The following is a 26,712-nucleotide window of genomic DNA, read 5'->3' as shown; positions in this document are numbered from 1 at the left end:
CTCCGACCTTTCCGGGCTTGCCCACACCTAGCACTCCGGACCTTTGGCTAACCGCCCCATCTGTACGCGCCAAGAACTCGCGTACTTCACGGGGAATCCACGGTGTGATCAGAGATGCATCGAGCCGGTCACCCATCAATGGGCTCACGATAGCTCTCCAACGCAGCCACTAGCTCGTCGATTCCTTGCCCTTCAAGCGAATTCGTCAGGATCACCGTCTTGTTGTCGCGTACGTCATTTGCGTCAGAATGCATCCGGTCAATGTCACACCGCACGTATTTTGCGATGTCTACCTTGTTGATCACCAAAATGTCGGATTCAGTGATGCCAGGTCCGCGCTTACGTGGCATTTTGTCGCCCTCAGCCGTATCAAGCACAAAAACAAACACGTCCACTAGTGCCGGCGAGAACGTCAGCGTCAAATTGTCTCCACCTGATTCAAAAAAGATTGTGTCCAGCTCCGGGTGTTCGTCCAGCATGTCGGCCGCAGCCATGAGGTTCATAGTCGGGTCATCGCGCACTGCCGTGTGCGGGCAGCTACCCGTTTCAACTCCCACAATCTTGGATCCGTCAATCACACCGTCCAGCACGCGCCGAATGTGCTGCGCATCTTCCTGTGTGTAAATGTCGTTGGTGATCACACCTACTTCATGTCCTGCCTGCGCAAACTTAGGTACCAGTGCTTCGATCAGCGCTGTCTTGCCAGACCCCACAGGCCCACCAATTCCAATACGCAGTGGTGATCCATTACCGATTACTGGGTTGTTCATTTCTCGTGTCCTTTGTTGTTTATGATCTTTTTTCGACGCCAGCCCCGCTCACACCAGCATCATCGCCCGTTCAACTCATGAATAGGCGGGCCGGTGCACGCTCGTGCGCTGCACTTGCCATATCCAGCCCAGGGCTCGCGCGGCCAAGGTGCTGCACCTCCTCGGACTCGCACAATTCATCAGCTTCAGCCACTGCCCATTCGGCTAATTCTGTGATTAACGGGATGGCGCGATTAATCATCACTTGGCCACTAATGTGATCGCACTGTCGCAAGCGCAGCGCTGCCGAGGACCACCCGATAACCAATCCAATCAGTTCGACTCCTACGGCTTCCAGAGCATCCAGTCCGCGCGACTGATGGATTAGACCCAATGCAATGGCTTGATTTCCCGGCGTAAGGCGCTGTGTAGTGGCGTTAGAAAAAGATTCCAACAACCCCGAAACTGGGGTGACCTCGCCGTGAACCTGAAGCGTCTGTCGCCCCACCCGAGTGGAGGATTTGCGCAATTCCTCAGTGATTTTCGTGGCGGTCAGTTCATGATCCACACGCACTAGGAAATCTTGCGCATTCTTCAGCGACCGCACATTCTCTGCCACGGCGTCAGCCTGCAGCACGGCAATAGCCGTGGCCACCCCGTCACCCGGCACTGCCGTATGACGAAGGTGTCCCTCCAGCGCAGCCCCGGCCTCGTCCGCACCGTGAACTTTGCCCGATTGCACCAATCCCTCCAGCCCATGCGACAGTGTGTAGCGGCCGGAAGGGTAGGCCGAATCACCGTAGGTTACGGCGTGAAGTAACGCAGAAAGTTGATTCATCAGTTCAGCACTCAGAACAGATAAAATAATTGCGCCAATGGCAAGCGCTCCGCCGGATCAATCGTGACGATTTCCCCATCCACCCGTACTTCATAGGTGTCCGGATCCACCTGAATATCTGCCAGCCGGTTGTTGCGAACCATGTCCCGCTTACGCAAATGCCGCGCTCCCCTCACGGGCAGAACCAATGAATCCAGGCCCAACTGCACCGGAACGCCTGCGTCGATGCCCGCCTGAGACATGAAGGTCACGCGTGTAGCCGGCAGGGCCTTGCCGTAGTTGGCGAACTGCGAGCGGTAGTAAATCGGCTGCGGGGTAGAAATGGACGCGTTGGGATCTCCCATTGCGGCCCAGGCAATGCGTCCGTGGCGGATCACCAGGTGGGGCTTGGCAGCGAAAGAATCCACCGGCCACAGAACCAGGTCCGCGATCTTGCCTTTCTCAATTGAGCCGACGTGCTCAGAAATGCCCTGAGCAATGGCCGGATTGGTGGTCAACTTGGCTAGGAATCGCAACACGCGATTGTTGTCCGCCCCATCGTCTCCCTCCAACTCCCCCAATTGCTCGCGGCAGTGGTGGGCGGTCTGGAATGCCCTGGTCCACGATTCACCCACGCGACCCATCGCCTGGGAATCCGAGCTGAAAATGCTGATCAAGCCCATATCGTGCATGACCGTTTCCGCGGCGATGGTCTCGGCACGCACGCGGGAATCAGCGAAGGAGACATCCTCCGGGATGTCGTGGGAGAGGTGGTGGCACACCATCACCATGTCCAGCAGTTCCTCCGAGGAGTTCACCGTGTACGGCAAGGTGGGGTTGGTGGAGGAAGGCAGCACGTTCTCCATCCCCGTCACCCGCAGGATATCCGGGGCGTGCCCGCCACCGGCTCCTTCGGAGTGGAAAGTATGGATGGTCCGGTTACCCATGGCTCGCGCAGTGGACTGGAAGAAACCGGACTCGTTCAGCGTGTCCGTGTGGATGGCCAGCTGCACATCCATTTCCTCGCACACGTCCAAGGCATTGGAGATCACAGCCGGGGTGGCACCCCAGTCCTCGTGCACCTTCAAACCGGCAGCACCGCCAGCTACCTGAGTACGCAGCGCATCCGGCAAGCTACCCGAGCCCTTCCCCAAGAACCCGGTATTCACTGGCAGCCCCTCGGCCGCGCGCAGCATGAACTTCAAGGCATCGGGGCCCGGGGTACAGGTGGTGCCCAAAGTGCCCTCGGCAGGCCCCGTTCCACCACCAAAGAAAGTGGTGATTCCGTTGGATAACCCTTCCTCAGCCTGCTGTGGGGTGATGAAGTGAATGTGCGTATCAATTCCACCCGCGGTGAGAATACGGTGCGCACCGGCAATCACCTCCGTGCCGGGTCCAATCACCAGGTCATCATCCACGCCATCCTGCGTGTTCGGGTTACCCGCCTTGCCGATGCCCACGATGCGACCATCTTTAATTCCGACGTCACCCTTGACCACCCCGAGTATGGCGTCGAGAACAATGGCACCCAAAATGACAGTATCCAACGCGTCAACCGCGCCTGGGTCCATACCCATGCCATCACGGACGGCCTTGCCACCGCCGTAGACGGATTCATCGCCATACGCGACCGCCGAATAGTCCTTCTCAATCCGCACGGTGAGGTTGGTATCTGCCAACTTCACGCGGTCGCCTTCAGTGGGACCATAAATTTCTACATAACGAGAACGATCAATGCTGCTCATGGCTCTATTCCGCCTTATTTTCTTCTGCTACCGGCTGGTCGTCTTCTGACACTTCTGAATTGGATTCCAAGAATTCTGGCAACAGTGCCATCGATGCGGCCCTCACTTCGGGATCATCCAAGCTCCCGTTGACCAACCCGGCGAAGCCGTACAAAATCCGGCGGCCGCGGAACGCAGTGAGTTCTACGTCTTTTTCGTCACCGGGTTCAAAACGAATGGCCAGGCCGGCCGGGATGGAAAGGTGCATTCCCCAGGCTTCTTCACGCGGAAACTCCAAGTCTGGGTTGACCTCAAAGAAGTGATAGTGGCTACCCACCTGGATGGCTCTATCTCCCTTGTTTCGCACCTTGATCTGGGCACGAGTGCTACCCACATTGAGCTCTATTTTTCCTGGCTGCACGATATACGGGCCGGGTCCGCTAGACATGGTGAACCTGTTTTTCTAGTGAGTGTGGGAGTGGGTATGCGGGTGAGAATGAGCGTGGCCGTGCACATGCGTGTGACCGTGAGAATGCGAATGCTCGTCTTCATCCCCATGGGAGTGAGCAAATCCAGCCGCGTGATCGGCCAGCAAACCCGCAGCTAGTCCATCATCGCCGTGGGACGCTGCGTGTTGCGCATTATGAGCGGAGAGTTGGATGGCAGTGCGCATTCCGCGCGAGCCGCAAAGATCAAACTTCTGCACGTCATCCACCCACAGTCCCAAGTCCGCGCGTACCAGCGCGATGCTCTCGGCACCGAGCTTCTTCAGCCTGCCCAAAGCTGTCTCCGCAGTGGGAAAAACATCAGCCTTGGTGGGGAGGGTGGCGTCGAAACACAAAGAGACCTGGATCTTTTCGGAGTACTGTTCGGCCAACCGAACGCGCCGGAACAATTCCGCATTAGCAAAGGGATCCACGGCTTGAGCCACAAAGAGAATCGCGTCATTACCGCGATCTGCGGCCTGGCGAATCTGCTTACGCAAATACGCAATGGTGTAGGTGTCATTGAACATCGGCGCGCTCAACACCAGCTCAGGCACCACTTTCTTTGACTTCAACCATGTCAAAGTCTGCGCCAATTGAGTGACTGCGGTGAGATCCCGGCCGGTGCTCGCGGGCACGAAGACAATTTGCTCCGCCTCCGAGCTTTCAATCAGCTCCGCGGTTTCGCGGGCGCCACTGACAACTTTGTATCCGCACAGTTCAGCGAGTTTCCGCCGCTGCGGTGCCTCTGCCGTGGCGTACACAATGACTTGATTACCCGCTGCTGCGTTCTCCACCATGGTTCTCACACACCGATCGGATCGTGCACGCTGATCAGCTTGGTCCCATCCGGGAAGGTTGCTTCCACCTGAAGCAGGCTCAGGCGTTCCCGTACTCCGTCCATCACGTCATCGGGACCCAGCACCTGGGAGCCAAGCTCCATAACATCTGCCACGGATTTTCCATCGCGAGCTGCCTCGATGCATGCCTCGGAGATTAGCGCTGTGGATTCCGGAACGTTGAGCTTGAGGCCACGGTCTTTCCGCCGTCGGCTCACCTCTGCCATCGTGAATATGTATAGCTTGTCCAGCTCACGAGGGGTTAGAGACATGGGAACCTCCAAGGTTCAACAAAGAACTATTAGACATTCAGTGTATGCCTGCCCGCCGCCAACCCGTGTTACCGGCATGTGAACTTTCTCTTTAGAAAGTACTAACCCCTTCCTCCGGGGTTGGACCAGCCACCTCTGCACCTTCGGGAGCAACCAGGCTTCCATCCCCGAACGCAGGCAGCGCTGGGGGAACCACCTTCACCGGGCGCCCATCACCCTTGGCTGCCAGCACCTTGCGCGTCAGGTCAGGGAGGCGGATCTGCTCCGACCCCGCGATGACCCGGTGACCTGGAGTAACTGCTACCTCGGCCAACACCCGGGCCACTTCTTCGGCGGCCACTGGCTGGATCAACCAGTCCTGAACGCGCACTTCATCATCGGTTTCTTCCACCGCGGCTGGGTTCAGGGCAAATTCCATCCACTGCGCGGAGTGCACCACAGAGGTGGGCACGGAGCTCTCCCGCAGCGTCTCTTCCTGGGAAACCTTGGCTTGGTAGTACTCGAATTCCGCCACCCGCGGGTTGTCCAAGTTGGTGATGGAGAGGAATACCACGCGCTCCACACCCTCGGCTTCCACCGCAGCCAGCAGACGCTCACTAGCGGCCACGGAGGCCTTGACCAGGTCTTCACCCTCGGCTGGCATCGGCATAGATACATCCACGCACACATCCGCCCCGGCCAGCCCATCGCGCAGCCCTTCGCCGGTGGTGAGGTCCACCCCGGTGGATCGGGAGAGCTCGGCCACGTCATGCCCAGCTTCCCGCAGCTGCTTGACCAGTGGTTTTCCTACCGTGCCCGTGGCGCCGATGACAGCAATCTTCATGGTTTCCCGCAACTTTCTCATCGTGATGGATAACCTGCGGTCGCCGAGTTTACTCTCCGCTACATCCAGCGGTTGTACTTGAACAACAGACGCAATCCCACCCCACACATCGCCATCAGGCACAGTGCCATGGGGTAACCCAGCACCCAATGCAGCTCCGGCATCACGTCAAAGTTCATGCCGTAAATGGCCGCCACCAGCGTAGGCGCGAAGAGGATCGCCGCCCACCCGGAGATTTTCTTCATGTCCTCGTTCTGCCGCTCGGTCACCAGCGTGGCGTTCACGTCCAGGATCTGCGACATCGCTGCCCGAAACTCCAGCACCTGATTATTCGCGAATGTGAGGTGGTCAGTCGCATCGTCCAGGTATGCCTTGAGCTGGGAGGACATCCCCCGCCGCTCCATTTCCCGACGCAACGCCTCCATCACCTCCATGGCAGGCGTGGTGGCGTGCTGCATGTCGATGATCTCCTGGCTCAACCGGTAGATCCTTCGCGCCACGGCCTGATCACCGGAAAAGACTTGCCGCTCAATCTGTTCCTTATCCACCGCGATGCCCCGCAACACCGGCAGGTAAGAGTCAACGATGGCGTCGAGAAAACGATAAACAATCACCCCGGGCCGCAGGTCGAGGGCATCGTTGTGGCCCAGGAGCACCGCCTCCCATTCCTCTTCGTTGGAAAGCCGGCCATTCTTATCGACGCCACCCCGGCCGTCAATCCACCTGTCATCCTGGCAGAAGATATCCACCGACTGCGGAGTGAGCACCACGTGAAACTCGGAGAACTCCACCTCCTCGGAGGCATCCAAATAGCGCGTTGAGCGCAGAACCAGGAAGACCACGTCATCATAGATTTCCAGCTTCGGGCGCTGCTCACCCTGTAAGAGATCCTCCACCAGCAGCGGGTGGAGCCCACGGGCCTGTCCCAGCTGCTCAATATCGGAGGCGGTGGGGGTCGGGTACACGTTCAACAGCGTGTGCTGGGGGTTCTCGCGCATGAACTGTGCATCCTCTGCCAAGGAGGGTGCGGAGTTAGCATCCGGGGATTTCACCGGGTGGCCGCAATCGAGGTAGCGAGTGAAACGAACCGTGGGTTGAGACGCTGCGTTCATGGAATCCTTCACGAGGGGGTGTTCTAGGAATGGAAAAACCACCGCCCCCGCGGCAATGCGGAAGGCGGTGGAAATCTCAGTGATGCTTAGATGTAGCGGCCGGTGCGCGCTTTGTAATCACGGTAGTTCTTGCGTCCCACGTGAACCAAGATGAAACCGGTGAAGAGCAGACCGAATCCGAGGATGGCACCACCAATGGCGAATGCAGCTGCATCCGCACGGGCATCATGAACATAGGAGGACAATCCCCAGGTCATGGTGCCAAACCCGGCCATGGAGGCCAGAATGCAGCCCATGGCGATCCAGGTGAGGCTGCGCTGCAGAGAAGAGTGCGGCGCATCGTAGCTGGACGGGATGTATCCCTCGCGGTAGAGGTGGTCTACCTGGAGTTCCTTGGGGATAGGCATGAAGTTCTCCTACTTTCTTTCAGCGTCTACTTCAACACTTTAGTCATCCTTGCCGCGGAAAGCGGCACGGGTGCGTTCCTTTGTGATTGCAGCCACAGCGGTCAGCGGGATTCCAGCAGGACACACATCAGCACACTCACCAAACAGGGAACATGGGCCGAAGTTTTCCTCGAGCTCATCCACCATCTTGGTAGCACGACGGCTGCGTTCTTCCCGGCCCAGTGGGGACAGGGTCAGGTGAACCAGCTTCGCGCCGGTGAACAGGTGTGCAGCGCCGTTAGGGCACGCTGCCACACATGCGCCACAGCCGATGCAGGCTGCGTGATCCAGTGCCTTCTCGGCATCAGCGTGGTTCACCAACAGGGAGTCCGCATCAGGTGCGGTGCCTGCTGCAACGGTGATGAAGCCACCCTTTTCCATCACGCGGTCCAGAGCGGAACGGTCCACGACCATGTCCCGGATCACTGGGTAGGCAGCGGAACGCATTGGCTCCAGCTTCAGGGTGTCGCCATCCTTGAAGGAGAGCAGACGCTGCTGACACGCAGGCTTGTTCTTGTCTGGGCCGTGGGGACGGTCGTTGACCATCAGGCCACAGGTGCCACAGATGCCTTCGCGGCAGTCAGAAGCGAAAGCGAACGCTTCCTTGCCAGCCTCGATGTTGCGGTTGTTGACGTGATCCAGCAGTTCCAGGATGGACATCTGTGGTTCTGCGTCGTCAACGTCAATGGACTCAAAGTGGCCTTCGGCGTGTGGTCCCGCCTGACGCCAGATTTCAAGATGCAGTTTCATTACTTGTAATTCCTTGTCATGAGCGGGATCTTGTCGAAGTACAGGGGCTCAGCGTGGCGGATGAACTTGTTCTCGCCGGCTGGCTCCCATGCGGAGACGAAGCACCAGTTGTCATCATCGCGCTCAGCTTCGCCATCTTCAGAGAGGTGGTCATCGCGGTAGTGGGCACCACAGGACTCATCGCGGTCCAGTGCATCCACGCACATCAGCTCGCCCAGGTCCAGGTAGTCAGCCACGCGGGTGGCGTACTCCAGGGTCTGGTTCATGTAGTCGGCATCACCTGGGATCTGGACGTTGTTCCAGAAGTCCTCGCGCAGGGCGCGGATCTTATCGATGCCCTCCTGCATGTCCTTGACATTGCGGGACACACCACAGGAGAAGTACAGGATCTCGCCGAGCTGGCGGTGGTAGTACTCGGGACCGTGTGGGTCGGTTCCCTTGATGTTCATGATGCGATCGAAACGGGACTTCGCACGAGCCAGGGCTTCCTGAGCTGCTGGGGAATCCACATCCGCGATCTTGTCACCCAGCATTGGAGCCAGGTAGTTCGGGATGGTGAAGGGCAGGGTGAACCAGCCTTCCACGGAGGAGGACAGCAGGGAGTTAGCACCCAGGCGGTTTGCACCGTGGTACATCCAGGAGGACTCGCCGGAGCAGAACAGACCCTGAATAGAGGTCATCTCGTTGAAGTCGGTCCACAGGCCGCCCATGGTGTAGTGGCACGTTGGTGCAATACGCATGGGGGTTTCGTACGCAGACTCACCAATTGCCTCTTCGTACATCTGAATGAGGTTGGAGTAGCGCTCGCGGATGGTGTCCTTGCCCAGGCGGTTGATTGCATCGCCCAAGTCCAGGTACACGGAGTTCTTCATTGGGCCCACGCCGTAGCCAGCGTTGATCTGCTGAGCGTTGGCACGGGAAGCGATATCGCGAGGCACCAAGTTACCGAAGGCTGGGTAGCGACGCTCCAAGAAGTAGTCGCGCTCCTCTTCCGGAATGGTGTTGGGATCGCGCTGATCGTCCTTCTGCTTCGGAGTCCAGATACGTCCATCGTTACGCAGAGACTCAGACATCAGAATGGTCTTGGACTGCCAGGTGGAGTTCACCGGAAGACCGGTGGGGTGGAACTGCACGAAAGAAGGAGATGCCATGAAGGCGCCCAGCTCGTATGCACGCATGATGGCGGATGCATTGGAGTTCTTGGCCAGCGTGGACATGTGGTACACGTTGCCGTAACCGCCGGTGGCCAGCACGGTGGCGTGGCCGGTGTGAACGGTGAGTTCACCGGTGATCAGGTTGCGGGTGACGATGCCCTCACAGCGACCCTCGGTTACCACCAGATCCACGAGATCAGAGTGGGTGAAGATCTCCACATTGCCTGCACCGATCTGACGGTACAGAGCAGAGGTCGTGGCCAGCTGCAGCTGCTGACCGGTTTGTCCACGGGTGTAGTAGGTACGGGATACCTGCACACCACCGAAGGAACGGGTTGCCAGGGTTCCGCCGTACTCACGGGAGAATGGTGCGCCCACAGCGTTCATGTGGTCGATCACCTTGGCGGACTCCATGGCCAGACGCCAGCAGTCGTTCTCGCGGCAGCGGTAGTCGCCACCCTTGACGGTGTCCTTCGCGTGCAGGTAAGTGGAGTCGTTATCCAGCTTCTTGCCACGGGAAGAGTTCACGCCACCCTGAGCAGCGATTGAGTGCGCGCGACGAGGGGAATCATGGTAGGTGAAGACCTTGACGTCGTAACCCAACTCACCCAAAGCCGCAGCTGCAGCGCCGCCGGCCAAGCCGGTGCCCACGATGAGGATGGTGAACTTGGAACGGTTCAGCGGGGACACCATGCCAAAGTGCTCTTTGGCATACTGCCACTGCTTGTCCTGGGAAACCTCGTGTGGGGCGTTGTCCTTGAGGACGGTGCCCACGGATACTCCGGAGACGCTGGACTGTGGTGCGGAAAACGCAGCCACGGCATCGTCGTAGTTGAAGTCCGCGGTCTGATTGTGCGGATGGTTATTAATAACGCTCATATTTATTCTCCTTCAGACTCGCGGATTAGTGGCCTGCGCCAGGGTTGAACGGCACTTGATCAATCCAGCCGAGCATGACGGCCAATGGGATAGAGATGTTGCCGATCATGATGATGGCTGGCAGGAGGTACGAGATCCAGAGAACGACCTGACGGGTCCGGTGACCGGTGATACCGAGGTCAGAGGAAGCCAGCCAGATGCCGTGGGACAGGTGCATGAACAGAATGACCATGGCCAGGATGTAGAAGATTGCTACAACTGGGCGGGAGAAGGACTCCACCAGGTTCTGGTATGCAGCGTGATTGCCATCCACTACGCCTTGGAAGTTTTCCGACGCCGCTGGGCTCACACCGAGGGTGAGATCCAGGATGTGGAAGATAATGAACAGCAGCAGCACAACGCCGGTGACGATCATCGTGCGAGCAGTAAAGGTGTTCCAGCTGCTCACCATATTCTTGCGCTTGAAGCGTCCGCGGGACTGGTGAGAGCGGCCCACCAGGGAGATTCCGCACGACACGTGCAGAACCAGGCAGATCAGCAGCACGATGCGCGCGATCCACAGGAAGCTCTCGTGTGGCAGCAGTGGGTAGCCGAATTCGCGGAGGAAATCGGCGTAAGTATTAAAGGATTCTGCGCCGGCATAGATCTTCAAGTTGCCGAGCATATGTACGAGAACGTAGAGGCCGAAGATGATGCCAGTCACAGCCATCGTCAGCTTCATTGCCCAAGTTGGGAAGCCGGGCTTCTTGCGCAGCGGCTTAGTACGAATCATTCCGTGAGAAATTGCCTCACGGTCGTCAAATTTAACAGTCATGGCACCTCCAGTGTCTCCGTTACTTTAAGTGCTGGACACCGTGCCCCACTAGTTCACCCGGGTGAACTTTGCGCGTGCACACCCCGATAAGGGGGAGTTTTGGCGCAATGGCTGCAATTTGTACGTTTTCACACTTGACATGGCCTATTTCCGCAATATGCACGTTGCGTAATAGAGGCGCTTTCGCGCGGGCCGGCTGGTGGGTGTTTGTGAGACGGCCGCGGGGTGCGAACTAGTCGGGCGACTAATCAAACAACGCAGAATAAGAGCGGGTGTCTTCCGCGATTGCCCGATCATGCGCCCGGGTGGAATCCGCAGAGTCGTCGGTGAGCAATGTATCGCCCTCCACGAAGACCGGCTCTCGACCCACGGTGACGCTGTGGCCCATCACCCAGATCGGGCCAACTTCACCCTCGCCATCGGTCACCTTTAATTCGACGCCGTCCGGCCGCACCTTCACATTCAACCGAGCGCCACGAATAGTCAGGTTGTATTCCAGACCTTCCCACTCCTCCGGCAAACGAGGGCTGATGGAGAAATGGCCGTTGTAATCGCGGAAACCGCCGAAGCCACACGTCAATGCGGACCACACGCCACCGCAGGACGCGATGTGCACGCCATCCTTGGCGTTACCGTGCAAGTTAGCCAGGTCCACGAACAGCCCGCGGTAGAAGAAGCTCTCCGCCTTCTCGCGATAACCCAGCTCAGCTGCCATGATGGCCTGCACTACTGCGGACAACGTGGAGTCTCCCGTGGTGAGGCGGTCATAGTAGTCATAATCGGCACGCTTGTGCTCTGTGCTGAACGCTTGACCCTGCAGGAAGAGCGCCAAGACCACATCGGCCTGCTTCACCACCTGGTACCGGTAGATGGTCAGCGGGTGGTAGTGCAGGAGCAGGGGGCGCTTCGGATCGGAATCCGGATCATCCAAGTTCCATACCTCGCGCTGCAGGAACTGATCATCCTGCGGGTTCATCCCCAGCTCTTCGTTGAGCGGAATGTACATGCACTTGGCTGCGGTCAACCACAGTTCCAGCTCGCGCTCGGTGATCTCTGATTCACGGAGAAGTTCCTCATATACCTCCGGGCGGTCTACCTGCATCTGCTGGACGACCCGCGCGGCCACGCGCAGGTTGTACTGCGCCATGACATTGGTAAACAGGTTGTTGTTCACCACCGTGGTGTACTCATCTGGCCCGGTGACGGAGTGGATTTCGAACCGATCCCCGGCCTTGTTGAAGAACCCGAGGGACATCCAGAACCGGGCCGTACCCACCAGAATGTGGATGCCCTGGTCCAGGAGGAAATCGGTGTCACCCGTCGCGTGGACGTACTTCATCAGGGCAAAGGCGATGTCTGCATCGATGTGATACTGGGCAGTACCCGCCGCATAGTAGGCGCTGGATTCCTGCCCATTGATGGTGCGCCACGGGAACAGCACACCATCGTGGGAAAGCTCCAGAGCTCGCTGCTTGGCAGCCGGCAGCATGTCGTAACGGAAACGCAGCGCGTTACGCGCAAACACGGGATTGGTGTAACTCAGGAACGGCAGTACGTAGACTTCCGTGTCCCAGAAGTAATGCCCGCCATAACCCGCTCCGGTCATGCCCTTGGCGGGAATGCCGCTGGTCTCCGCGCGGGCGGAGGCCTGAATCAGCTGGAAGAGATTCCAGCGCACGGCTTGTTGGACTTGTGGCTGGCCGGTGATTTTGACGTCGGACCGCTCCCAAAAGCGCGCCAGCCATTCCGCCTGGTTAACCAACAAATTGTGGAAGCCCACCGACTTGGCGCGGTTGAGGGTGCGGGCACAGCGGAACGCCAATTCCTGCGGGGCCACGTGGCGGGAAGAGTGGTAGCTCACGAACTTCTCTAGTCGCAGCTTGAGGCCCTTTTTTCCGTTGACATGGTAGGTCACGCTGGCCACGTCTTCTTCCACATGAGTGGAGACTTCCAGGCCCACGTCCTCGGCCGATTGCGCGTTGGAGATATCCAGCACGTGATCCATGGAGGCTGCCACGGTGATCCCGGAGTGGTTGATCTGGAAGCCCAGGGTGGCACGCTCTGGCTCGGGCTGGGATTGGTACTTCGGGATGAATACCCGCTCCACGAACTCCTCGCCGCGGCGGGGATCAAAGGCCTCTTCGTTGGCTTCCCGCGCATTGTTGTCCGGGAATTCTCCCTCGCCATCTTCGCGGTTGAGCAGCTGGGAGCTGATGACCACGGCGGCATCATCATCTAGCAGTTCCACCTCCAGGCTCATGATGGCCAGGTGGCGTTCCTGGAAGCTGACCATGCGCTCGGAGGTGACACGCACGCGCTTGCCCGCCGGGGTGCGCCAGATCATTGAACGGCGCAGCACTCCCTCGCGGAAATCGAGGCTGCGCCTGTAATCCTCAACCTCGGCATTACCCAGACGCAAAGGCTCGTCATCGATGTACAGGCGCATGGCCTTGGCATCAGGAACGCTGACGATCCCCTGCCCGGCGCGGGCCAGGCCATAGGCGTCCTCGGCGTGCTCGATATCCCAGGTTTCATGCACCCCGTTGATGAACGTGCCATGAGCTGAGGAATCCCGGCCTTCCTCCGGGTTGCCACGCAGGCCCATGTAGCCATTGGACAGGGCGAACAGAGTCTCCGAAACACCCAGGTGCATGCGGTTGGGGCGGGTTTCCACCAGCGCCCACTCATCCACCGGGTTGTTCTGCCGGTCAATCATGGCGAAAGGATCCACATGGTGGTGCTTGCGGTCAGCGCGGAAATCTTCATCCGCCAGGTTGCCGCCGTTGATGGGGCGGTACGGCCCATGAATTTTGCCTTCGCGACGCTTCTTGAGAAACGCCTCCAGCTGGGACCGTGAACCATCTGTCAATGACATTGCCGTGTTCCTTCAACGAGGTAGAAAATGGGAAAAGCAGTACAGCTTGAACAACAGCACTGGCGGTTAAGTTAGGTCCTCAATGAGCTCGTCCAATTCGGACACCACTATATCCGCACCCGCTTCTTCCAAAGCCTTCACACCGGTGCCACGATCCACACCCACCACCAGCCCGAAGTTTCCGGCGCGTCCGCTGGCCACTCCGCTGGTGGCATCTTCCAGCACCACGGCATCTGCAGCGCTCACGCCCAACTGTTCTGCGGCGTAAAGGTAGGTATCCGGCGCGGGCTTTCCGGGCAGGTCCAGCTCATGGGCCACCAGCCCATCCACCACCAGCTCAAAGCGATCCAGCAACCCGGCAGCCTCAAGGACTGGCTTGGCGTTCTTTGAGGAACTCACGATAGCCATCCGTGGCACCTCTTCCCCCGCAGCCTGCAATTCCTGCCACTTATCCAGCAACTTCACGGAAGCGGGATAGGCCACCACGCCTTCTTCCACGAGCTGCAGGAAATCCTGGTTCTTGCGCGCACCCAGACCGTGCACGGTATCCAGCTCCGCGGTGTCCTCCGTGGTACCTGGCTCCAAGGTGATGTTGCGGCTGGCGAGGAGTGCTGCCACGCCCTCATCCCGGCGGCGTCCATCGAGGTAATCGAAATAATCCTGCTCCGTGTAGGGCGCAGCCTGGTGCGCTTCCAAGAACGCGGTGAACATCCTACTCCAGGCCTCGCGGTGGAGTTTGGCGGTGGGGGTGATCACCCCATCGAGATCGAACAAGAGCGCGCGGTAGCTAAACAATGCCTTCTCAAGCTGAGCCATGATCCTTGGATTCCTTCCCACGGAGGGGTTCGTTTCATATTCGCCTGTACTACCCATAAATCAACCGGGTTCTATGTTAACGGCGCGCGCGTTTTCCGGCCGGGCAGCACTACTTGGGGTGCGCGCGGGCTACTTGGAATGTCTGATGGGAAAAGCCACCAGGAATGACAAAAGGCACGTCCCCCACCACTGCGGGGAACGTGCCTTTATCTCTAGAAACGGCCTCTAGAAACTGTCTCCAGAAACTAGAACCTCAAGAAGTCAGCAGCGCTTAGGCGATGCCGTTCTTTTCCTTGAACTCGCGACGACGCGCGTGCAGGATCGGCTCGGTGTAACCGGATGGCTGCTCCTGGCCCTTCAGGATCAAGTCCTTGGCAGCCTGGAAAGCCACGGACTCATCGAAGTTTGGCGCCATGTTGCGGTACGCAGCATCGCCTTCGTTCTGTCCGTCAACCTTGGCGGCCATGCGCTGCAGGGACTCGAGGATCTGCTCCTCGGTCACCACACCGTGCTTGAGCCAGTTGGTGAGCAGCTGGGAGGAAATGCGCAGCGTAGCGCGGTCTTCCATGAGGTCGATATCGTGGATATCCGGCACCTTGGAACAACCCACGCCCTGCTCAACCCAGCGGACCACGTAACCCAAGATGGACTGGCAGTTGTTGTCCACTTCTTCCTTGATCTCTTCAGCAGACCAGGTGGCGTTGCCCTCGCCGTTAGCGGGGCCGGCCACTGGCACGGTGAGGATCTTGCCGAGGGTATCGCGGCGGCCTTCGGTGCGCAGCTTCTCCTGCTCCGCGAACACATCTACTTCGTGGTAGTGCGTGGCGTGCAGGGAAGCACCGGTTGGGGAAGGAACCCATGCAGTGGATGCGCCCTGCTTAGGCTGACCGATCTTCTCTTCCAGCATTTCCGCCATGAGCTCGGTCTTTGCCCACATTCCCTTACCGATCTGCGCCTTACCGGGCAGACCGTGAGCCAGTCCGGCATCCACGTTCTGATCTTCGTAACCCAGCATCCAAGGAGCGGTCTTCATCTCGCCCTTGCGGATCATTGGGCCGGCAACCATGGAGGTGTGGATCTCGTCGCCGGTGCGGTCGAGGAAGCCGGTGTTGATGAACGCCAGGCGGTCCTTCACGGCAGCGATGCAGGCATCCAGGTTGGCGGAGGTGCGGCGCTCTTCGTCCATCACACCCACCTTCAGGGTGAAGCGTGGCAGCTCCAGCAGGTCTTCGATAGCGGCGAAGAGGTCGTTGGTGAACGCCACTTCTTCCGGTCCGTGCTGCTTTGGCTTCACGATGTAGATGGAGCCCTTGCGAGAGTTGCGCAGGGAGTTGTTCTCATCCAGGCCAGGGATAGCGGCAGCAGCGGTGATCACACCGTCCAGGATGCCCTCGAAGATTTCCTCACCCTGCTGATCCAGGATCGCTGGGTTCTGCATGAGGTGACCCACGTTGCGCACGAACAACAGGGAGCGGCCGTGCAGGCGGATCTCGGAGCCATCACGACCGGTGAAGGTGCGGTCCGCGTTCAGGGTACGGGTGAAGGTCTTGTCACCCTTCTGCACCTCTTCGGACAGCTCGCCGGTGTTCAGGCCCAGCCAGTTGGTGTAGCCCAGGGTCTTGTCGGTGGCGTCCACTGCGGCCACGGAGTCTTCGAAGTCCATGATGGTGGAGATGGCGGACTCCAGCTCGATGTCCTTCACGCCAGCCATGTCGGTGCTGCCCACTGGAGATTCAGGATCAATCTGAATGTTCAGGTGCATGCCGTTCTTGCGCAGCAGGATGCCCTCTGGCTTGTCCTTGTTACCGGAGAAGCCAACGTATGCCTCTGGCTCCTGCAGGCGAACTTCGTTGCCATCGATCGTGGCGGTGAACTGGCCGGAAGCGATGGAGTACTCGGTCACGTCCTTGTGGGAGCCGGATTCCAGTGGCACGGAGCGGTCGAGGAACTCGCGTCCCCATTCGATGACCTTGTCGCCACGGACCTTGTTGTATCCCTTGCCCTTTTCCGCTCCGTTTTCTTCGGAGATGGCGTTGGTGCCGTAGAGGGCGTCGTACAAAGAACCCCAGCGAGCGTTGGCCGCGTTGAGGGCAAAGCGGGCGTTAAGGATGGGAACCACCAGCTGCGGGCCGGCGGTGGTGGAGATCTCGGAGTCAATGTTCTCCGTGTTGATCTCGAAGTCACCTGGGTTTTCCACCAGGTAACCGATCTCCTTCAGGAACGCGGTGTACTCCTCGGGGTTCTGCTCACCCTTGTGGGTGGAGTACCACTCGTCCAGCTTGGACTGCAGCTCATCGCGCTTGGCCAGCAGTTCGCGGTTGCGGGGAGTAAATTCCTCAACAATTTTGCCGAAGCCGTCCCAGAAAGCCTTCTGCTTGTCTTCGCTTTCGCGACCGATGCGGGTCAGCACTTCGTTATTCACGAAGTTATATAGGGTCTCGGAGACCTGCAGGCCACCAGCATCGATGCGCTTCTGTGCTTGATTTTCAGTCATGACTACACCTCTATCTCTTGGAAGAGTACTTATATCCCCACATTAGGTGACGAGGGTCACGCTGTGCACCATTCTTTGCAGCCCCAAAATTTCTCACCCCCGACTTGGGGACATAACCCAACCTTCTCCCCACACCCGGCAATCTTTTCTTATTTTTCGACGCCAACCTTAGGCTGTGCAACTTTCACAAAATGCCCTGCAAGATCACTGAAAGAGCGGGCTTATGCACATGAACAGCAACGATGCTGCCACCAGCGAACTTTGCAAACTTTGCAAAATAATGGGTCACCCCCGCACAGAATTTGAATATTTAACAGGATTGACGAGGGAAATTAGGCAGGTATCTTGGTAGATAGCGACATAGAGCACACTTATCATCGGCACATTGTCTCGCTCACGTCTTAAGCACGAAGCAGTTGGGCATCCGATGATCACGGTGGCTGCTGGTCGTGCACGTACAGTGCATCACGCACTGAACTGATAGGCACAAATTCTTCTTTAAGGAAGTGAATTTCCAGATGAGTAACACTGGCAAGGTACGTACAGCTGCAGAAATCCAAAAGGATTGGGACGAAAACCCACGTTGGGCAAACGTCACCCGCGATTACACCGCAGCACAGGTTGAGGAGCTGCAGGGCACCGTTCTCGAAGAGAACACCCTGGCTCGTCGTGGCGCTGAAATCCTCTGGGAAGGTGTCACCAAGGGCGATGATTCTTACATCAACGCACTGGGCGCACTGACCGGTAACCAGGCTGTGCAGCAGGTCCGCGCTGGCCTGAAGGCTGTCTACCTGTCCGGTTGGCAGGTTGCTGGTGATGCAAACCTCTCCGGTCACACCTACCCAGACCAGTCCCTGTACCCAGCAAACTCCGTTCCTAACGTTGTGCAGCGCATCAACAACGCTCTGATGCGTGCTGATGAGATCGCTCGCGTTGAGGGCGACACCTCCGTGGACAACTGGGTTGTTCCAATCGTGGCCGACGGCGAAGCCGGCTTCGGTGGCGCACTGAACGTCTACGAACTGCAGAAGGCCATGATCAAGGCCGGCGCCGCTGGCTCCCACTGGGAAGATCAGCTCGCTTCCGAGAAGAAGTGTGGACACCTTGGTGGCAAGGTTCTGATCCCAACCCAGCAGCACGTTCGTACCCTGAACTCTGCTCGCCTGGCTGCTGACGTTGCCAACACCCCAACCCTGGTTATCGCTCGTACCGATGCCGAGGCTGCAACCCTGCTGACCTCCGACGTTGACGATCGCGACAAGCCATTCCTGACCGGCGGCCGTACCGCTGAGGGCTTCTACAACGTGCAGAACGGCATCGAGCCTTGTATTGCACGTGCGAAGGCTTACGCTCCTTACGCCGACCTCATCTGGATGGAGACCGGAACCCCTGACCTCGAGCTCGCCAAGAAGTTCGCTGAGTCCGTTCGCTCCGAGTTCCCAGACCAGCTGCTGGCCTACAACTGCTCCCCTTCCTTCAACTGGTCTGCACACCTGGACGATGACACCATCGCCAAGTTCCAGAACGAGTTGGGCGCAATGGGCTTCAAGTTCCAGTTCATCACCCTGGCTGGCTTCCACTCCCTCAACTACGGCATGTTCGACCTGGCTTACGGCTACGCCCGCAACCAGATGTCTGCATTCGTGGACCTGCAGAACCGCGAGTTCAAGGCTGCCGACGAGCGCGGCTTCACCGCTGTGAAGCACCAGCGCGAGGTTGGCGCCGGTTACTTCGACCGCGTTGCTACCACCGTGGATCCAAACTCCTCCACCACCGCTCTGCGCGGCTCCACCGAGGAGGGCCAGTTCCACTAAGCCGCTGCTTATCTCGGCTCACTCTTCACCGCTCTTCGCAGCATGAAGACAACAGCCGGATAACAGCAGGTTCCTAGCGGATACTGCCCAAACAGTAGGACGGGCTTTCGGGCTCGTCCTACTTTTTTGTGTTTATAGGTGATATGCCACCTAGTTAGCCGGTCGGTAGTGGATGAGTGGCTAGAATGAGCTGATGAGCAATACCGATACCGACCCGGCGGAAATGTTGTGCCAGAGCGCAGGCTGCGCCGATGCGGAAAGCGCTGGCCAAGACTACGTTCCCGTGGAGATCATCACCGCCCGCGAGGTGCCCCTGGGCGGACCGCGCGCCATGAATGTGCGCCGCACCCTTCCACAGCGCAAGCGCTCGCTCATCGGTGCGTGGTGCTTCGCGGATCACTACGGCCCCGACGATGTCTCCCGCACCGGTGGCATGGACGTGGCCCCGCACCCGCACACCGGATTGCAGACCGTGAGCTGGCTTTTCTCCGGTCAGATCCAACACATCGATTCCGGTGGAAACCGCGGGATTGTCCGCCCGGGTGAGGTCAACCTCATGACCGCCGGCACCGGCATCTGCCATTCGGAAACCTCCACCGCGGAGACCACCGAGCTCCACGGCCTGCAGCTCTGGGCTGCCCTCCCGGATTCCACCCGCTCCTCGGCCCCACGAAACTTCGAGCACTACGTTCCTCCCGTCACGGAATTGGAGGGCGGCTCTGCGTTGGTCTTCCTCGGGACGCTCGCGGGCGCGACCAGCGAAGTCACCACATTCACCCCGCTGTTGGGTGCGGAAATTCGCCTGGATCCCGGGGCGGAGATCGAACTTCCCGTCGATCCCTCCTTTGAGCATGGCTTGCTGCTCGACACCGGCTCCATTCACCTCGAAGGCGTGCCCCTTCCCCGCGCGGGAATCGGCTACACGGGGGTGGGCGCAGAGGTTCTCCACCTGCGCAATGATTCGGACCAGCCTGCCCGAGCCGTGCTCCTCGGTGGTGAGCCCTTCGGCGAGGAGATCGTGATCTGGTGGAATTTCGTGGGTCGAACCAGCGAGGAGATCGCCGAGTTCCGCGAGCAGTGGCAGGAACGCACGGAGCAGTTCGGCACCGTCGAGGGTTATGTGGGCCATGGTGGCCCGGATAAGAATGCGGATGGCATGAGTTGGCTGCCCGCGCCCACGCTCCCCAACGGGATCATTAAGGCCCGCAAGAACCCTGATCCCCAAGCGCGCCCCGAATAGTAGATAGTCTGTAACCCATGAATTCCGAGCCAGCCACCAACGAGCGCACTTTCGTGGGTTCTCGCTTGCGCCAATTGCGCAAGGAGCGGGATATTTCGCAGGCTCAGCTGGCCCAGACCTTGCAGCTTTCCGCGAGCTATGTCAATCAGATCGAGCACGATGTTCGCCCCCTGACCGTCAAGGTTTTGGAGCGGATCACCGAGGCTTTCGGAGTGGACGCCACCTTCTTTGCCGCCGGAGATTCCACCCGCTTGCTGGCCGAACTGCAGGATGTGGTGATGGACCGGGAGATTTGCCCCTCTCCACTGGACGTGGTGGAATTGGCCTCCCTGGTGCGCAATCACCCCGCGGTGGCCCGCGCGATGGTGGACATGCACTCGCGCTACCGCAACGTCTCGGACAAACTCACCCTGGCCACCGAGGAGCGCATCCAGGGCTCGGCGGTGCTCTCGATCACGCCCCGCGGTGAGCTCTTCGGCCGAGCTTCTGGCCCGGAAGTCTTCAGCATGCCGCATGAAGAGGTGCGCGATTACTTCTACTCCCGCCAGAATTACGTTGACGTGCTGGATAAGCAGGCCGAGCAGCTGGCACACGCCCTGCAGCTGGGCAACCAGCAGATCCGCCACACCGAGGAAATCATCGCGGAACGCTTGCGCAGCCAACACGGCATCGCCGTAAACTATTCACCGGAAATGGGTGACACCCAACATAAGTTCGACGCCGCCACCCAGCAGATATTCGTCTCCTCCAAAATGCGCCCGGGCCAGATTGCCTTCCGCCTGGCCACGGAGCTGGCCTATCTGGAGGCCGGAGATACCATCTCCTCCTTGGTAGAACTGGGGCATTTCACCTCGGAGAGCTCCCAGGCGCTGGCATCCCGCGGACTGGCCACGTACTGGGCCGCAGCCCTCCTGCTCCCCTACGCGTTGTTCCACGCCTCGGCCGAAGAATCACGCTATGACCTTGAGTTTCTCATGCGCGATTACGGGGTGGGCTATGAAACCGTCTGTCACCGCCTCTCCACCCTCCAGCGGCCGAGCCTGCGCGGAATCCCGTTCACCTTCGTGCGCGTGGATCGCGCGGGCAACATGTCCAAGCGGCAATCCGCCTCCGGCCTGCACCTCTCCAATTCCGGCGGCACCTGCCCGCTGTGGAACGTGTATGAGACCTTCTCCTACCCGGGCAAGATCATGCGCCAGATGGCACAGATGCCCGATGGCCGCACCTACCTGTGGATCGCCCGCACCGTCAATCACCATCGCTCCCAGTGGGGTCAGCCCGGCAAGATGTTCGCCATTGGCCTGGGCTGCGAACTGCGCCATGCTTCCCGCACCGTGTACTCGGACGGCTTGGATCTCTCCGATCCTCGCGCCGCCACCCCAATCGGCTCGGGCTGCCGGATGTGCCCCAGGGATAGCTGTCCGCAGCGCGCATTCCCACCGATCCACCGCCCGCTCACCGTGGATGCCCACAGCTCCACCATTTCGCCATACTGAGGAGGCTGGAGAGGTGGGCGTCGAAAAATAAAAAAGGCCGCCCTGCACGAAGCAGGACGACCCGGGAAAAGTGAAGGCTACAGGTTGATCATGTGGCCTTCGATGCCTTCGGCGGCTTCCTTCATCGCCTCGGACAACGTTGGGTGGGTGTGCACGTTGCGACCGATCTCACCAGCGGTGAGGTCGAAGCGCTGCGCCAAAGTCAGCTCTGGCAGCAGCTCAGAAACATCTGGACCAACCAGGTGTCCGCCGATGAGCTCGCCGTACTCCGCATCAGCAATGAGCTTCACGAAGCCCACTGCGTGACCCAGGCCGGCAGCCTTGCCGTTGGCGCTGAATGGGAAGGTGGAGACCTTGATCTCGCGACTCTGCTCCTCAGCGCGCTTCTTGGCCTGCTCCTCGGTGTAACCGAAGGAAGCAACCTGTGGGGAGCAGAAAGTGGCGCGCGGCATGTTGTTGTAATCGCCGAGCAGCTGGGTCTCTTCGCCAGCCATGACCTCAGCGGCAACCACGCCCTGCGCCTCAGCCACGTGAGCCAGCTGGAGCTTCGCGGTCACATCGCCGATGGCGTAGATGCCATCAACGTTGGTGCGCATGTGGTCATCGATATCGATGGCACCGCGCTCGGTGAGCTTCACGCCGGTGTTCTCCAGGCCAAAGCCCTCCACGCGAGGGGCGAAGCCGATGGAGACCATCACGCGATCAGCCTTGATGGTTTCGGTCTTGGAGCCATCGGAGGACTCGATGTCCACCTCAACGCCCTTGCCCTCGCCATTGTCACGGACCTCGGTGGTCTTGTAACCGGTCTTGAGCTTCACACCAAGCTTCTTGTAGTGCTTGGTGATCTCCTTGGACACGTCCTTGTCCTCATTGGGAAGAACGCGGTCCATGAACTCGACGATGGTGATGTCCACGCCGAAGTTCGCCAGAACGTAGGCGAACTCCATGCCGATGGCACCAGCACCGATGATGACCATGGAGTTTGGCTTGTCCACGTTGAGGATCTGCTCCTCGTAGGAGACGATGTTGCCGCCCAGCTCCACGCCAGGAATGGAACGAACCACGGAACCGGTAGCGATGATGCAGTTATCGAAGGTGATGGTCTTGCCTTCATCATCACCCTCGGAAACCTCAATGGTCTTGGCATCCTTGAAGGATCCCTTGCCGTTGATCTCCGTGATCTTGTTCTTCTTCATCAAGTAATGGACACCCTTGACGATGCCCTCAGAGACCTTGCGGGAGCGCTGGTGAGCCACCCCGAAGTCCATGGAAATGTTGTCACCCGTGATGCCGAATGTCTTGGCCTCGCGAGTGATGGTGTGCGAAAGTTCCGCATTTCGGATCAGTGCCTTAGAGGGGATACAACCAACGTTGAGGCACACACCACCCCAGTACTGCTTCTCGATAACGGCGGTCTTGAGGCCCAGCTGGGATGCGCGGATTGCTGCCACGTATCCACCGGGACCTGCACCGAGTACTACTAGATCATAATGTTCAGCCACGGTGTCCAAGGATACGCCTTAGACCCGTGGCTGTCTTGCCTCCGGTGTACCCATCCGCACATTTACGCGTCTCTCCCCTAGAGAACGCGCAGCTGCGCAGTTCGCAGTGTGGGGCGCGACCTGCCGGAAAACCGTGCGAAGAGCGGAGGGCTAGCTAGCTAAAGATTTTTAGCTGGTGAAGGCACTGGCAAGGACGATTGCATCCATAACCACGTCGCCGACCACCAGGTAGGCATCGCGAAAGATGTCCTGTGGGGACAGGGTAGAAATGGTGAAGTTGTCCTGGAGGAAGGAATTGTAGGTTTCTTGCACTGCAGCGTTCATGGGGAGTGTCTCACTATCTAAGAAAAAGCACGGATTGCTTGGTCAAGCGGATTAATAATCCCAGAACCCCGGGTGTTTCGCACCCCCAGGAGCGTATAATTTTATGAACTTGCTCACAGTCAGCTGAACCCCGGCTGAGTGGCGAATGAGCGATGCGCCTGCAGCGAAGGTGAAGCCCCTGAGGGTGGGACGGTGCGAAACCGTGGAGTTGGCTGCCAAGAGGTTGATAATTGGCACTACTTTTTCTGCGTTGAGCCTGTAGTGTTCCAGAGGTAACTAAAGCATTGGTTCAAAGAAGAATCGTGCCGGAACCGAATTTCTTGAAGGTCAGCCACACATGAAGCGCACCGTATTCCGCGTCACCGCTGCAGCACTTGCAGTTGTCGCCCCTCTTGCCATCACCACCGTGGCAAACCCCGTCGCATTCGCCCAGCCTGCTGCCACCGCAGCACCGGCCGTTGCCCCGGCTGAGGTGCAGCTCAACACGGCGACCCCTCACCAGGATCTGGAAAAGACCAAGTGGCGCACCATCGTCGCGAACTACCAGAAGGCTGGATACGCGGTAGAAGAGGTTTCCACCTACTCCCCTTCCATGAACCGCCTGATCCCAGTGGTGCTCATCCGCCCAGTGGATCCAGCAAAGCGCGATAACGCGCCTACCCTCTACCTGCTCAACGGTGCAGATGGTGGAGAAGGCCGCGCAAACTGGCTGGCTCAGACCGACGTGATTGAGTACTACGGCGGCAATGAAGGCAAGCGCGATGACCAGAAGAAGGCTCGCGGCCAGATGACCTCCCCAGGCATTGGCGCCAACATCGTCATCCCTATGGCTGGCGCTTACTCCTACTACACCGATTGGGAGCAGAACGTTCCACAGCTGGAAGGCGTGGATAAGGAAGGCAACCCAGCAGGTCAGAAGCAGAAATGGGAAACCTACCTCACCCAGGAACTGCCTCAGGGCCTCGAGCCAGCCATCAAGGCTAATGGCAACCGCGCACTGGCCGGCATGTCCATGACCGGCACCACCTCCCTGCTCTACGCTCAGCACAACCCAGGCTTCTACTCCGCCATCGGTTCTTTCTCCGGTTGTGCCTCCACCACCAACCCCATCACCTCCAGCTTCATCAACCTGACTCTGGGCCGCGGTGGCGCGAACTTCGGTCAGATGTGGGGAGCGCTGAACTCTCCAACTGCGCTGCACAATGATGCGCTCCTCAATGCAGAGAAGCTGCGCGGCCAGTCCAACATCTACGTATCCAACGGCTCCGGAATCGTGGGTCGCCACGACCTGCTGAACTCCCCTCGCGTCAACGGCGACGTTGTCGGTTCCGCCAAGGTGACCGTGGAGGGTGGCGCAATTGAGGCCGCCACTAACCTCTGCACCCTGGATCTGGCTGGCCGGACCAACGCTGCGGGCATCCCAGTGAACTACAACTTCCGCCCACAGGGCACCCACCAGTGGGGCTATTGGCAGGATGACACCCGCGATTTCTGGGCCACTTTGGTCAAGGGCCTGAACACCGGTGCTCAGCAGCCAGGCCCAGCGCAGGATCTGCACCACGCAGCCAACGGTGGCACCGGTTCTGCCGCAGACATCGCCGACTTCTTCCCCCTGAGCAACTGAACGGAGCAATTAATCAGGGCAACTAGCCAACACCCCGCCTCACCCGGCGGGAAAACCAGGGAATAACCGCCAAATGGCTGGTTATTCTCTTTTTTTATACCCAACGAGTAGGGTGCTTGTGTGACTACCTCTAGGCCTTTACGCGTTAGCCCAATCGATGGAGCCCGCGACCCGTACACGGGCGTGGATTACAACTTGGGATTCCACATCCATTCTTATTTCCTGGATATGGATTACAACGCGGGGCCTAATTTTCTGAACGCCACGGCCACGCTGACGGTGGAGAACTACCGGGAGCTCAAGACCCTCACCCTGGATCTGGCCCACACCCTGCGCGTGGCTTCCGTGAAACTCACCGGCCACGGCTTGTCCGCCGCGCAGCCAGAACTCCTCGAGTTGCGCCGCTATGCCCAGAGCAACAACAAGCTGCGCCTCACCTTCGCCAATGAGCTGCCCGCGGATCTTTCCTTCGAGATCGCCATCCGCTATTCCGGCAAGCCTCATCCTCTGCGCTCCCCGTGGGGATCCGTGGGTTGGGAGGAGACCAACGAAGGTGCTCTCGTGGCTGGTCAGCCCAATGGCGCTCCCAGCTGGTTCCCCTGCGACGACACCCCTGATGAGAAAGCCACCTATCGCATCCGCGTGTCCACGCACCGGGATATTGTCGCGGTGGCAACCGGTGACCTCGTTGAGGAGACCTCTGCCCGGGCCAAGACCACTCGCGAGTATGTGGTGGATTACCCCATGTCCACCTACCTGGCCGCGATGTACGTGGGCCCGTTCCGCCATGAGGTTCTGCGCCCGGCGAAGGTGGGCAAAAAGAAAGTCCCCGTGGGCGCGTGGCTGCCCAATGGCACGCCTCAGGCCCGCCAGGTGCGGGAGCGCTTCCATCAGGATTTCCACAATCAGACTGAGATGGTGGAGATCTACAGCCAGATGTTCGGGCCTTATCCCTTCCCCAGCTACGAGGTGGTGATCGCCCCCGAGAGGCTGGAGATCCCCCTTGAAGCCCAGGCCAAGAGCATGTTTGGCTGCAACCATTGCGATGGCAAGGGCACGTGGGAGCGGTTGATCGCCCATGAGCTTTCCCATCAGTGGTTCGGCAATTCGGTCGGCCTGGTGGAGTGGCGCGATATCTGGCTCAACGAGGGCTTTGCCTGTTACGCGGAGTGGCTCTGGTTCGAGCATTCCCGCGAAATCCCGGCCGCCCACCACGCGTGGGTGCACTACCGCAAGTTGCTGCAAAAGCCGCAGGACATGCTGCTTGCAGAGCCAGGAGCTGCGAAGATGTTCGATGATCGCGTGTACAAGCGCGGCGCCCTGACGGTCCATGCCCTGCGCATGTGGCTGGGTGATGTGGCCTTCTTCCCCATGCTGGAAAAGTGGACCACCTCCCACAAGATGGGCCTGGTGGAAACCAGCGACCTGGAAAACTTGGTGGCCGCGACCCTCGTGGAGCACCGTTTCTGCCTTGATTCAACGGAAGCTGCGCGCGAGGTTTCTTCCTTTTTCGACGCCTGGCTCCGTTCACCCGAGCTCCCCGAATTTCCTCTGCCCTTCCCGGGCCGGGAAACCAACGGTTCTGCCGATTCGGCACCCGTCTACCTCACCGATGCGGACTGCGCGGCTTTGCCTGCGGGTACTAGCGTCGAGGATGAATAGG

The 26,712-nt window shown here is 59.2% G+C and carries 22 protein-coding genes; 5 read left to right on the top strand and 17 right to left on the bottom strand.

Annotation, left to right across the window (positions count from 1 at the left end; all coding sequences use genetic code 11):
- Positions 1-128: 128 nt before the first annotated feature.
- The 15 genes from ureG to IRY30_RS01445 all read right to left on the bottom strand — a co-directional run bounded on the left by ureG (position 129) and on the right by IRY30_RS01445 (position 17,049).
- Positions 129-812 (bottom strand): urease accessory protein UreG, encoded by a 684-nt coding sequence (ureG, locus tag IRY30_RS01515; protein ID WP_323741513.1) that lies wholly within the window; start codon positions 810-812, stop codon positions 129-131.
- Positions 813-840: 28 nt separating this feature from the next.
- Complete coding sequence (locus IRY30_RS01510; protein ID WP_194555643.1) at positions 841-1,587, bottom strand: urease accessory protein UreF; 747 nt, start codon at positions 1,585-1,587, stop codon at positions 841-843.
- Between the two features lie 11 nt (positions 1,588-1,598).
- Positions 1,599-3,311 (bottom strand): urease subunit alpha, encoded by a 1,713-nt coding sequence (ureC, locus tag IRY30_RS01505; RefSeq protein ID WP_194555642.1) that lies wholly within the window; start codon positions 3,309-3,311, stop codon positions 1,599-1,601.
- A 4-nt stretch (positions 3,312-3,315) separates the two neighbouring features.
- Complete coding sequence (locus IRY30_RS01500) at positions 3,316-3,738, bottom strand: urease subunit beta (RefSeq protein WP_194555641.1); 423 nt, start codon at positions 3,736-3,738, stop codon at positions 3,316-3,318.
- Between the two features lie 15 nt (positions 3,739-3,753).
- Positions 3,754-4,575 (bottom strand): urease accessory protein UreE, encoded by an 822-nt coding sequence (locus IRY30_RS01495; protein ID WP_194555640.1) that lies wholly within the window; start codon positions 4,573-4,575, stop codon positions 3,754-3,756.
- A 5-nt stretch (positions 4,576-4,580) separates the two neighbouring features.
- Positions 4,581-4,886, bottom strand: coding sequence for an urease subunit gamma (locus IRY30_RS01490; RefSeq protein ID WP_194555639.1), 306 nt, complete (start codon positions 4,884-4,886; stop codon positions 4,581-4,583).
- A gap of 91 nt (positions 4,887-4,977) precedes the next feature.
- A complete protein-coding gene (locus IRY30_RS01485) occupies positions 4,978-5,709 on the bottom strand; it encodes an SDR family oxidoreductase (protein ID WP_194555638.1) in 732 nt (243 codons plus the stop codon).
- Positions 5,710-5,768: 59 nt separating this feature from the next.
- Entirely contained in the window at positions 5,769-6,821 is a 1,053-nt protein-coding gene (locus IRY30_RS01480; protein ID WP_194555637.1) for a magnesium and cobalt transport protein CorA, read from the bottom strand.
- A gap of 86 nt (positions 6,822-6,907) precedes the next feature.
- Complete coding sequence (locus tag IRY30_RS01475) at positions 6,908-7,228, bottom strand: hypothetical protein (protein ID WP_194555636.1); 321 nt, start codon at positions 7,226-7,228, stop codon at positions 6,908-6,910.
- A gap of 39 nt (positions 7,229-7,267) precedes the next feature.
- Complete coding sequence (locus IRY30_RS01470) at positions 7,268-8,017, bottom strand: succinate dehydrogenase/fumarate reductase iron-sulfur subunit (RefSeq protein WP_194555635.1); 750 nt, start codon at positions 8,015-8,017, stop codon at positions 7,268-7,270.
- The gene (locus IRY30_RS01465; RefSeq protein WP_194555634.1) at positions 8,017-10,050 is read right to left on the bottom strand and encodes a fumarate reductase/succinate dehydrogenase flavoprotein subunit; all 2,034 of its coding nucleotides are present in this window, start codon (positions 10,048-10,050) and stop codon (positions 8,017-8,019) included. The genes IRY30_RS01470 and IRY30_RS01465 overlap by 1 nt, the downstream gene beginning before the upstream one ends.
- 25 nt (positions 10,051-10,075) lie before the next feature.
- Positions 10,076-10,864: a succinate dehydrogenase cytochrome b subunit gene (locus IRY30_RS01460; RefSeq protein ID WP_194555633.1), complete on the bottom strand. Its 789-nt coding sequence runs from the start codon at positions 10,862-10,864 to the stop codon at positions 10,076-10,078.
- A 244-nt stretch (positions 10,865-11,108) separates the two neighbouring features.
- Positions 11,109-13,739 carry a glycoside hydrolase family 65 protein gene (locus tag IRY30_RS01455; protein WP_194555632.1) on the bottom strand — a complete coding sequence of 877 codons (2,631 nt, stop codon included), beginning with the start codon at positions 13,737-13,739 and terminating at the stop codon, positions 11,109-11,111.
- Between the two features lie 66 nt (positions 13,740-13,805).
- Positions 13,806-14,555, bottom strand: coding sequence for an HAD family hydrolase (locus IRY30_RS01450; protein WP_194555631.1), 750 nt, complete (start codon positions 14,553-14,555; stop codon positions 13,806-13,808).
- A gap of 271 nt (positions 14,556-14,826) precedes the next feature.
- On the bottom strand, positions 14,827-17,049 hold the full coding sequence (locus IRY30_RS01445; protein WP_194555630.1) for a malate synthase G: 2,223 nt from the start codon (positions 17,047-17,049) through the stop codon (positions 14,827-14,829).
- 518 nt (positions 17,050-17,567) lie between these two features.
- Here IRY30_RS01445 and aceA point away from each other — a divergent pair.
- The 3 genes from aceA to ramB all read left to right on the top strand — a co-directional run bounded on the left by aceA (position 17,568) and on the right by ramB (position 21,599).
- Positions 17,568-18,863 (top strand): isocitrate lyase, encoded by a 1,296-nt coding sequence (aceA, locus tag IRY30_RS01440; protein ID WP_194555629.1) that lies wholly within the window; start codon positions 17,568-17,570, stop codon positions 18,861-18,863.
- 193 nt (positions 18,864-19,056) lie between these two features.
- Positions 19,057-20,103, top strand: a complete 1,047-nt coding sequence (locus IRY30_RS01435; RefSeq protein WP_194555628.1) for a pirin family protein — start codon at positions 19,057-19,059, stop codon at positions 20,101-20,103.
- A 17-nt stretch (positions 20,104-20,120) separates the two neighbouring features.
- Positions 20,121-21,599, top strand: coding sequence for an acetate metabolism transcriptional regulator RamB (gene ramB / locus IRY30_RS01430; RefSeq protein ID WP_194555627.1), 1,479 nt, complete (start codon positions 20,121-20,123; stop codon positions 21,597-21,599).
- Positions 21,600-21,676: 77 nt separating this feature from the next.
- Here the strand turns inward: ramB and lpdA are convergent, their stop codons facing one another.
- Together lpdA and IRY30_RS01420 are read right to left on the bottom strand one after the other, a co-directional pair.
- Positions 21,677-23,101, bottom strand: a complete 1,425-nt coding sequence (gene lpdA, locus IRY30_RS01425) for a dihydrolipoyl dehydrogenase (RefSeq protein WP_194555626.1) — start codon at positions 23,099-23,101, stop codon at positions 21,677-21,679.
- A 168-nt stretch (positions 23,102-23,269) separates the two neighbouring features.
- Positions 23,270-23,425 carry a hypothetical protein gene (locus IRY30_RS01420; RefSeq protein ID WP_194555625.1) on the bottom strand — a complete coding sequence of 52 codons (156 nt, stop codon included), beginning with the start codon at positions 23,423-23,425 and terminating at the stop codon, positions 23,270-23,272.
- 337 nt (positions 23,426-23,762) lie between these two features.
- On the opposite strand from IRY30_RS01420, the gene IRY30_RS01415 reads away from it, so the two are divergent.
- The gene (locus IRY30_RS01415) at positions 23,763-25,049 is read left to right on the top strand and encodes an alpha/beta hydrolase (RefSeq protein ID WP_194555624.1); all 1,287 of its coding nucleotides are present in this window, start codon (positions 23,763-23,765) and stop codon (positions 25,047-25,049) included.
- Between the two features lie 120 nt (positions 25,050-25,169).
- Positions 25,170-26,711 (top strand): M1 family metallopeptidase, encoded by a 1,542-nt coding sequence (locus IRY30_RS01410; RefSeq protein WP_194555623.1) that lies wholly within the window; start codon positions 25,170-25,172, stop codon positions 26,709-26,711.
- The last annotated feature ends 1 nt before the right edge of the window (position 26,712 follow it).

The sequence above is a fragment of the Corynebacterium suicordis DSM 45110 genome, from assembly GCF_015351405.1.
In the GTDB taxonomy this organism is placed as follows: domain Bacteria; phylum Actinomycetota; class Actinomycetes; order Mycobacteriales; family Mycobacteriaceae; genus Corynebacterium; species Corynebacterium suicordis.
Note: the sequence above shows the minus strand (reverse complement) of the source record. Positions and strands in the feature narration are given on the sequence as shown.

Excerpts from the sequence above, each read along its gene's own strand:
- IRY30_RS01510 (WP_194555643.1), bottom strand. The coding sequence starts at position 1,587 with ATGAATCAACTTTCTGCGTTACTTCACGCCGTAACCTACGGTGATTCG.
- ureC (WP_194555642.1), bottom strand. The coding sequence starts at position 3,311 with ATGAGCAGCATTGATCGTTCTCGTTATGTAGAAATTTATGGTCCCACT.
- IRY30_RS01500 (WP_194555641.1), bottom strand. The coding sequence starts at position 3,738 with ATGTCTAGCGGACCCGGCCCGTATATCGTGCAGCCAGGAAAAATAGAG.
- IRY30_RS01495 (WP_194555640.1), bottom strand. The coding sequence starts at position 4,575 with ATGGTGGAGAACGCAGCAGCGGGTAATCAAGTCATTGTGTACGCCACG.
- IRY30_RS01490 (WP_194555639.1), bottom strand. The coding sequence starts at position 4,886 with ATGTCTCTAACCCCTCGTGAGCTGGACAAGCTATACATATTCACGATG.
- IRY30_RS01485 (WP_194555638.1), bottom strand. The coding sequence starts at position 5,709 with ATGAAGATTGCTGTCATCGGCGCCACGGGCACGGTAGGAAAACCACTG.
- IRY30_RS01480 (WP_194555637.1), bottom strand. The coding sequence starts at position 6,821 with ATGAACGCAGCGTCTCAACCCACGGTTCGTTTCACTCGCTACCTCGAT.
- IRY30_RS01475 (WP_194555636.1), bottom strand. The coding sequence starts at position 7,228 with ATGCCTATCCCCAAGGAACTCCAGGTAGACCACCTCTACCGCGAGGGA.
- IRY30_RS01470 (WP_194555635.1), bottom strand. The coding sequence starts at position 8,017 with ATGAAACTGCATCTTGAAATCTGGCGTCAGGCGGGACCACACGCCGAA.
- IRY30_RS01465 (WP_194555634.1), bottom strand. The coding sequence starts at position 10,050 with ATGAGCGTTATTAATAACCATCCGCACAATCAGACCGCGGACTTCAAC.
- IRY30_RS01460 (WP_194555633.1), bottom strand. The coding sequence starts at position 10,864 with ATGACTGTTAAATTTGACGACCGTGAGGCAATTTCTCACGGAATGATT.
- IRY30_RS01455 (WP_194555632.1), bottom strand. The coding sequence starts at position 13,739 with ATGTCATTGACAGATGGTTCACGGTCCCAGCTGGAGGCGTTTCTCAAG.
- IRY30_RS01450 (WP_194555631.1), bottom strand. The coding sequence starts at position 14,555 with ATGGCTCAGCTTGAGAAGGCATTGTTTAGCTACCGCGCGCTCTTGTTC.
- IRY30_RS01445 (WP_194555630.1), bottom strand. The coding sequence starts at position 17,049 with ATGACTGAAAATCAAGCACAGAAGCGCATCGATGCTGGTGGCCTGCAG.
- aceA (WP_194555629.1), top strand. The coding sequence starts at position 17,568 with ATGAGTAACACTGGCAAGGTACGTACAGCTGCAGAAATCCAAAAGGAT.
- IRY30_RS01435 (WP_194555628.1), top strand. The coding sequence starts at position 19,057 with ATGAGCAATACCGATACCGACCCGGCGGAAATGTTGTGCCAGAGCGCA.
- ramB (WP_194555627.1), top strand. The coding sequence starts at position 20,121 with ATGAATTCCGAGCCAGCCACCAACGAGCGCACTTTCGTGGGTTCTCGC.
- IRY30_RS01420 (WP_194555625.1), bottom strand. The coding sequence starts at position 23,425 with ATGAACGCTGCAGTGCAAGAAACCTACAATTCCTTCCTCCAGGACAAC.
- IRY30_RS01415 (WP_194555624.1), top strand. The coding sequence starts at position 23,763 with ATGAAGCGCACCGTATTCCGCGTCACCGCTGCAGCACTTGCAGTTGTC.